Here is a 6,068-nt window from a genome sequence, read left to right as displayed (position 1 = left end):
TAACGCTTAATTTTAATAATTATTATAAATTCTAATTAGAATAATGAATAAGGTAGAGAAAAGACGTTTTCTCTACCTTATTTTTATATTTAAAGATAAAAAATAAAAAAACTAATATAAGTAATATAATACAATAAATAAATAAAATAAATATATTGAAATTTATAAGAAATACTATTAGAATAATAAAAGAAACGAAAACGAAAAAAGCAAAAATATTAAATGAGTAAAAACTTGAAGAAAAGTATAAAAAAAACTTGAAAAATATTTTTAATGATAGTATAATGAAGAAGTTGCATAGCATACAGCGATGAATCAAGAGGTTGCCGGACTTCCGGGTAATTCTTGATGAGTAGTTTGGATCTAGAATCCGACGACAGGGATTGTATAATTTTGTGGCGAGTGATGAAACACCCGGTGCAGTTTATAGAATAACCGCTGTTGTGCGTTAGAAGTAAAGCGTACATGAAAAGGAGGGAAACCATAATGTCAAAGCAAAAAATAAGAATCAGATTAAAAGCTTTTGATCATACAATATTAGATCAATCAGCTGAGAAAATTGTAGAAACTGCAAAAACATCAGGAGCTAAAGTAGTAGGACCAGTTCCACTACCAACTGAAAAAGATGTTGTTACAATATTAAGAGCGGTTCACAAATATAAAGATTCAAGAGAACAATTCGAAATAAGAACTCATAAGAGATTAATCGACATAGTTAATCCATCACCTAAGACTGTTGATGCATTAATGAGATTAAATCTTCCAGCAGGTGTGGATATAGAAATTAAATTATAAGCTGGAAAATAAAAAAATGAACTATTATGATTGGAAACAGTCCGCTAATTAGTTTGGGAGGTGTAAATACATGAAAAAAGCTATAATAGGTAAGAAAATAGGGATGACTCAAATCTTCAATGAAGCAGGAAAAGTTATTCCAGTTACAGTAGTAGAAGCTGGTCCATGTGTTGTTGTTCAAAAGAAAACTGTAGAAAAAGACGGTTATGAAGCAATACAAGTTGGTTTTGGTGATATAAGAGAAAAATTAGTTAACAAGCCAGCTAAAGGACATTTTGAAAAAGCAGGAGTTGTTTTAAAGAGAACTTTAAAAGAATTCAGACTTGAAGATGTAAGCCAATATGAAGTTGGTCAAGAAATCAAAGCTGATGTATTTGAAATTGGAGACAAAATTGACGTATCAGGAGTTTCTAAAGGTAAGGGATTCCAAGGTGTTATCAAAAGATGGAACCAACAAAGAGGTCCTATGACTCATGGTTCTAAGTTTAAAAGAGCACCAGGTTCAATGGGAGCTTCATCAGACCCATCTAGAACATTCAAAAATAAGAGAATGCCTGGACATATGGGTTCTGTTAATACAACAGTAATGAACTTAGAAATAGTTAAAGTAATAGCTGAAAAGAACTTATTATTAATAAAGGGTGGAATCCCAGGACCTAACAAAGGTACAGTAGTAATAAGAAACGCAGTTAAAGCTTAATTTCTGAAGGAAAGGAGGAGACATAATGCCTACAGTAGGGTTATTTAATCAAGAAGGAAAACAAGTTGGAGATATCCAATTAAATGCAAACGTATTTGAAGTGGAAGTAAATAAACACGCATTACATCAAGTAGTAGTTGCTTTATTAGCTAATAAGAGACAAGGAACTCAATCAGCTAAGACTAGAACTGAGGTAAGAGGAGGCGGAATCAAGCCTTGGAGACAAAAAGGTACTGGTAGAGCAAGACAAGGTTCTATTAGAGCACCTCAATGGATCAAAGGTGGTATTGTATTCGCACCAAAGCCAAGAGATTACAGAGTTTCAATTCCAAAGAGCATGAGAAGAGTTGCTATGAAGTCAGCATTAACTAGCAAAGTTAACGATGGACAAATGGTAGTTTTAGAATCATTATCTTTTGAAGCTCCAAAGACTAAGCAATTTATAGAAATGTTAAATGCATTCAATGCAAAGAAAACATTAATAATAACTGCTGAATCAAACGAAGCTGTATATAAATCAGCAAGAAATATTCAAGGGGTTAGTGTTATCCCAGTAAACAACATCAACGTATATGATTTATTAAAATTTGAAAAATTAATCATAACTAAAGATGCTGTATCAAAAATTGAGGAGGTGTACGCATAATGAAATTAACAAGCCATGATATAATAAGAAAGCCTGTTATCACTGAAAAGAGTATGGCTGCTATGGCAGAAAAAAAGTACACTTTCATGGTTCACGTAAATGCTAATAAGTCTCAAGTAAAGAGAGCTGTGGAAGAAGTTTTTGATGTTAAAGTTAAAGACGTTAACACTATAAACGGTTTAGGAAAAACTAAAAGAATGGGCGTACATGTAGGAAAGAGATCTGACTACAAGAAAGCTATTGTTACATTAACTGAAGAAAGCAAAGCTATAGAATTCTTCGACGGATTACAATAGTATATTAAGGCCATTATTGGTGAAATGCCAGAAAAGCTGAAAAAAGGAGGGAATTGTAATGGCAGTTAAAAAGTTTAACCCGATTACACCATCAAGAAGACAAATGACTATGCCTACATTTGAAGAAATAACTTCACAACAACCGGAAAAGTCACTTCTTGTATCATTAAAGAGTAAAGCAGGTAGAAATGCTCAAGGTAAGATTACTGTAAGACACCGTGGCGGCGGAGTTAAGAGAAAATACAGAATCATAGACTTTAAAAGAAATAAAGATTCAATTCCAGCAAAGGTTGCAACTATAGAATATGATCCAAATAGATCAGCTTATATTGCACTTGTTGTTTACACAGATGGAGAAAAAAGATACATACTTGCTCCAGCAGGATTAAATGTTGGTGATGTTATAGTATCAGGTCCAGATGCAGATATCAAAGCAGGTAATGCTCTTCCATTAAAGAACATACCAGTTGGTACAGTTATTCATAATATCGAATTACAAAAAGGTAAGGGTGGTCAATTAGTTAGAGCGGCTGGTAATTCAGCACAATTAATGGCTAAAGAAGGAAACTACGCAACTTTAAGATTACCTTCAGGTGAAATGAGATATGTAAGAATAGAATGTAGAGCAACAATCGGAACAGTGTCTAACCCAACAAACGATATAGTTAATATCGGTAAAGCTGGTAGAAAAAGACATATGGGATGGAGACCTACAGTTAGAGGTTCTGTTATGAATCCTAACGATCACCCTCACGGTGGTGGTGAAGGTAAAGCACCAGTTGGTAGACCAAGTCCAGTTACTCCATGGGGTAAACCAGCACTTGGATACAAAACAAGAAAGAATAAGAAATATTCTGATAGATTTATTATCAAGGGTAGAAACGCTAAGTAGTTTGAAGAGAAATTTTTATTCTCTTCTAGCTTATTGTTACTAAGGTTTATGAAGGGAGGCAATATTAGTGAGTAGATCAACAAAAAAAGCACCTTTTGTGCATGAAGGACTTTTAAAGAAGATAGAAGAAATGAATGCAAGTGGAGATAAGAAAGTTGTTAAGACTTGGTCAAGAAGTTCAACAATCTATCCACAAATGATAGGTCATACAATTGCAGTTCATGACGGAAGAAAACATGTTCCAGTTTATTTATCAGAAGATATGGTTGGACACAAGTTAGGCGAGTTCGTATTAACTAGAACTTATAGAGGTCATGTGGCAGATAAAACATCAAAAAGAAAGTAGCCTGGAAAGGAGGAACATAAATGGAAGCTAGAGCTATAGCTAAATATATTAGAATGTCTCCAATGAAAGTTAGAGTAATTCTTGATTTAATAAGAGGAAAACAAGTTAAAGAAGCTTTTGCTATTTTAGAATATACTCCAAGAGAAGCAGCAGTAGTAATTAAAAAAGTTTTAAAATCAGCTGTTGCAAATGCAGAAAATAATTTAGAATTAAATGCTGACAACTTATATGTTTCAGAAGCTTTTGTTGGTGAAGGTCCAATACTTAAGAGATTCAGACCAATGGATCACGGTAAGGCATTCAGAATCAACAAAAGAACTAGTCATGTAACAGTAGTTGTAAAAGAAAGAGCTTAAAGAAGGAGGGAAAGTTAAGTGGGTCAAAAAGTACATCCTCACGGTCTTAGAGTAGGCGTTATCAAGGGATGGGATGCAAAGTGGTATGCTAATAAAAAGGACTTTGCTGACAATCTTATAGAAGATAACCAAATTAGAAAATTTGTTAAAAAAGAACTTTTCTCAGCTGGGATTTCTAAAATAGAAATCGAAAGAGCTGCTAAAAGAGTTAAATTAAATATATATACTGCTAAACCTGGTGTCGTAATAGGAAAAGGTGGATCAGGAATTGAAAGTTTAAAAAAGAAATTAACTAATTATATTAGTGGAAAAAATATACTAATAAATATAGTTGAAGTTAAAAGTGTAGAAGCTGAAGCACAATTAATGGCTGAAAACATAGCTGCACAATTAGAAAAGAGAATTTCATTCAGAAGAGCTATGAAGCAAACAATGCAAAGAGCTATGAGACATGGAATAAAAGGTGTAAAAACTTCTTGTTCAGGTAGATTAGGTGGAGCTGAAATAGCAAGAACTGAACACTATCATGAAGGAACAATCCCACTACAAACATTAAGAGCTGATATCGATTATGGATTTGCTGAAGCAAATACAACATATGGAAAAATCGGAGTTAAAGTTTGGGTTTATAATGGTGAAGTTCTTCCAACAAAGAAAGTAGAAAAGGAAGAAGCTAACGCGTAAGAAAGGAGGAATAGATCATGTTAATGCCTAAAAGAGTAAAGCATCGTAAGGTACAACGTGGTAGAATGAAAGGTAGAGCTACAAGAGGTAACTTCTTAGCTTATGGAGATTTTGGTCTTCAAGCTACAACTTGTGGATGGATAACAAGCAATCAAATCGAAGCTGCCAGAATTGCTATCAACAGATATATAAAAAGAGGAGGAAAACTTTGGATAAAGATTTTCCCAGATAAACCAGTAACAGAAAAACCAGCTGAAACAAGAATGGGATCAGGTAAAGGATCACCAGAATATTGGGTAGCTGTTGTTAAACCTGATAGAGTAGTTTTTGAACTATCTGGAGTTACTGAAGATGTGGCAAGAGAAGCAATGAGACTTGCATCACATAAACTTCCTGTAAAAACTAAGTTTGTTACAAGAAGAGATTTTGAGGAAATGGGTGGTGAAAAATAATGAAGGCTAGAGAATTAAAAGAATTAAGATCAAGCAATCCTCAAGATTTAACATTAAAGTTAGGAGATCTTAAAGCAGAGTTATTCAATTTAAGATTTCAATTAGCTACAGGACAATTAGAAAATCCTATGAGAATTAGAGAAGTAAAGAAATCTATAGCCCAAATAAAGACCATCTTAAGAGAAGACGAAATGAGGGCATTAGAACAGTAAATCTGGAAGGAGGGTAAGCCCGAATGGAAAGAACGTTAAGAAAGAAAAGAACTGGTAGAGTTGTTTCAGATAAAATGGATAAAACAGTAGTAGTAGCTGTCGAAACTAAGGTTAGACATCCACTATACGGAAAAACAGTTAACAAGACTACAAAGTTTAAGGTTCATGATGAAAATAATGAAGCTAAAATTAATGATAGAGTATTAATAATGGAAACTAGACCTTTATCTAAAGATAAAAGATGGAGACTTGTTGAAATAGTAGAAAAAGCTAAATAGGCTTTAATACTGAAAGGAGGGTAATTGTATGATACAACCACAAACTTTACTTAAAGTTGCAGATAATTCAGGTGCAAAAGAAATTATGTGCATAAGAGTACTAGGTGGATCAAAAAGAAAATTTGGTAATATAAGTGACGTTATTGTAGCTAGCGTTAAAAGTGCAACACCAGGCGGAGTTGTTAAAAAAGGCGAGGTTGTTAAGGCTGTTATAGTTAGATCAGCAAAAGGATTAAGAAGAGCGGACGGTTCATATATTAAATTTGATGAAAATGCTGCAGTTATCATTAAAGACGATAAACAACCAAGAGGTACTCGTATCTTTGGACCTGTTGCTAGGGAGCTAAGAGATAAAGAATTTAACAAGATTCTATCATTAGCACCAGAAGTTCTATAAGAGGAGGTGTCTTA

General features: G+C 33.5%; 12 protein-coding genes. All 12 read left to right on the top strand.

Features of this window, described 5'->3' with window-relative positions:
* The first annotated feature begins 486 nt into the window (after positions 1–486).
* The 12 genes from rpsJ (at position 487) to rplN (ending at position 6,054) form a co-directional block, all read left to right on the top strand.
* Complete coding sequence (gene rpsJ, locus NG918_RS05535; RefSeq protein WP_002582605.1) at positions 487–795, top strand: 30S ribosomal protein S10; 309 nt, start codon at positions 487–489, stop codon at positions 793–795.
* A 70-nt stretch (positions 796–865) separates the two neighbouring features.
* Complete coding sequence (gene rplC / locus NG918_RS05530; RefSeq protein WP_252214997.1) at positions 866–1,495, top strand: 50S ribosomal protein L3; 630 nt, start codon at positions 866–868, stop codon at positions 1,493–1,495.
* Between the two features lie 25 nt (positions 1,496–1,520).
* Complete coding sequence (rplD, locus tag NG918_RS05525; protein WP_252215000.1) at positions 1,521–2,141, top strand: 50S ribosomal protein L4; 621 nt, start codon at positions 1,521–1,523, stop codon at positions 2,139–2,141.
* The gene (gene rplW / locus NG918_RS05520) at positions 2,141–2,437 is read left to right on the top strand and encodes a 50S ribosomal protein L23 (protein WP_012423941.1); all 297 of its coding nucleotides are present in this window, start codon (positions 2,141–2,143) and stop codon (positions 2,435–2,437) included. Before rplD ends, rplW begins: the two co-directional genes overlap by 1 nt.
* A gap of 58 nt (positions 2,438–2,495) precedes the next feature.
* On the top strand, positions 2,496–3,329 hold the full coding sequence (rplB, locus tag NG918_RS05515; protein ID WP_252215003.1) for a 50S ribosomal protein L2: 834 nt from the start codon (positions 2,496–2,498) through the stop codon (positions 3,327–3,329).
* 67 nt (positions 3,330–3,396) lie between these two features.
* Complete coding sequence (gene rpsS, locus NG918_RS05510) at positions 3,397–3,675, top strand: 30S ribosomal protein S19 (RefSeq protein WP_003373804.1); 279 nt, start codon at positions 3,397–3,399, stop codon at positions 3,673–3,675.
* Between the two features lie 20 nt (positions 3,676–3,695).
* Entirely contained in the window at positions 3,696–4,031 is a 336-nt protein-coding gene (gene rplV / locus NG918_RS05505; protein WP_252215007.1) for a 50S ribosomal protein L22, read from the top strand.
* A gap of 18 nt (positions 4,032–4,049) precedes the next feature.
* Positions 4,050–4,715, top strand: coding sequence for a 30S ribosomal protein S3 (gene rpsC / locus NG918_RS05500; RefSeq protein WP_252215010.1), 666 nt, complete (start codon positions 4,050–4,052; stop codon positions 4,713–4,715).
* A 17-nt stretch (positions 4,716–4,732) separates the two neighbouring features.
* Complete coding sequence (rplP, locus tag NG918_RS05495) at positions 4,733–5,167, top strand: 50S ribosomal protein L16 (protein ID WP_252215013.1); 435 nt, start codon at positions 4,733–4,735, stop codon at positions 5,165–5,167.
* Entirely contained in the window at positions 5,167–5,379 is a 213-nt protein-coding gene (gene rpmC, locus NG918_RS05490; RefSeq protein ID WP_012423239.1) for a 50S ribosomal protein L29, read from the top strand. The genes rplP and rpmC overlap by 1 nt, the downstream gene beginning before the upstream one ends.
* A gap of 23 nt (positions 5,380–5,402) precedes the next feature.
* Positions 5,403–5,657 (top strand): 30S ribosomal protein S17, encoded by a 255-nt coding sequence (gene rpsQ, locus NG918_RS05485; RefSeq protein WP_252215016.1) that lies wholly within the window; start codon positions 5,403–5,405, stop codon positions 5,655–5,657.
* Positions 5,658–5,685: 28 nt separating this feature from the next.
* The gene (gene rplN, locus NG918_RS05480) at positions 5,686–6,054 is read left to right on the top strand and encodes a 50S ribosomal protein L14 (RefSeq protein WP_003373072.1); all 369 of its coding nucleotides are present in this window, start codon (positions 5,686–5,688) and stop codon (positions 6,052–6,054) included.
* The last annotated feature ends 14 nt before the right edge of the window (positions 6,055–6,068 follow it).

It is taken from the genome of Clostridium sp. ZBS2 (assembly GCF_023845855.1).
GTDB classification, from domain to species: domain Bacteria; phylum Bacillota; class Clostridia; order Clostridiales; family Clostridiaceae; genus Clostridium; species Clostridium aquiflavi.
Note: the sequence above shows the minus strand (reverse complement) of the source record. Positions and strands in the feature narration are given on the sequence as shown.

Bases quoted from the DNA above. Each gene is read 5' to 3' on its own strand.
- rpsJ (WP_002582605.1), top strand. From the start codon at position 487: ATGTCAAAGCAAAAAATAAGAATCAGATTAAAAGCTTTTGATCATACA.
- rplC (WP_252214997.1), top strand. From the start codon at position 866: ATGAAAAAAGCTATAATAGGTAAGAAAATAGGGATGACTCAAATCTTC.
- rplD (WP_252215000.1), top strand. From the start codon at position 1,521: ATGCCTACAGTAGGGTTATTTAATCAAGAAGGAAAACAAGTTGGAGAT.
- rplW (WP_012423941.1), top strand. From the start codon at position 2,141: ATGAAATTAACAAGCCATGATATAATAAGAAAGCCTGTTATCACTGAA.
- rplB (WP_252215003.1), top strand. From the start codon at position 2,496: ATGGCAGTTAAAAAGTTTAACCCGATTACACCATCAAGAAGACAAATG.
- rplV (WP_252215007.1), top strand. From the start codon at position 3,696: ATGGAAGCTAGAGCTATAGCTAAATATATTAGAATGTCTCCAATGAAA.
- rplP (WP_252215013.1), top strand. From the start codon at position 4,733: ATGTTAATGCCTAAAAGAGTAAAGCATCGTAAGGTACAACGTGGTAGA.
- rpmC (WP_012423239.1), top strand. From the start codon at position 5,167: ATGAAGGCTAGAGAATTAAAAGAATTAAGATCAAGCAATCCTCAAGAT.
- rpsQ (WP_252215016.1), top strand. From the start codon at position 5,403: ATGGAAAGAACGTTAAGAAAGAAAAGAACTGGTAGAGTTGTTTCAGAT.
- rplN (WP_003373072.1), top strand. From the start codon at position 5,686: ATGATACAACCACAAACTTTACTTAAAGTTGCAGATAATTCAGGTGCA.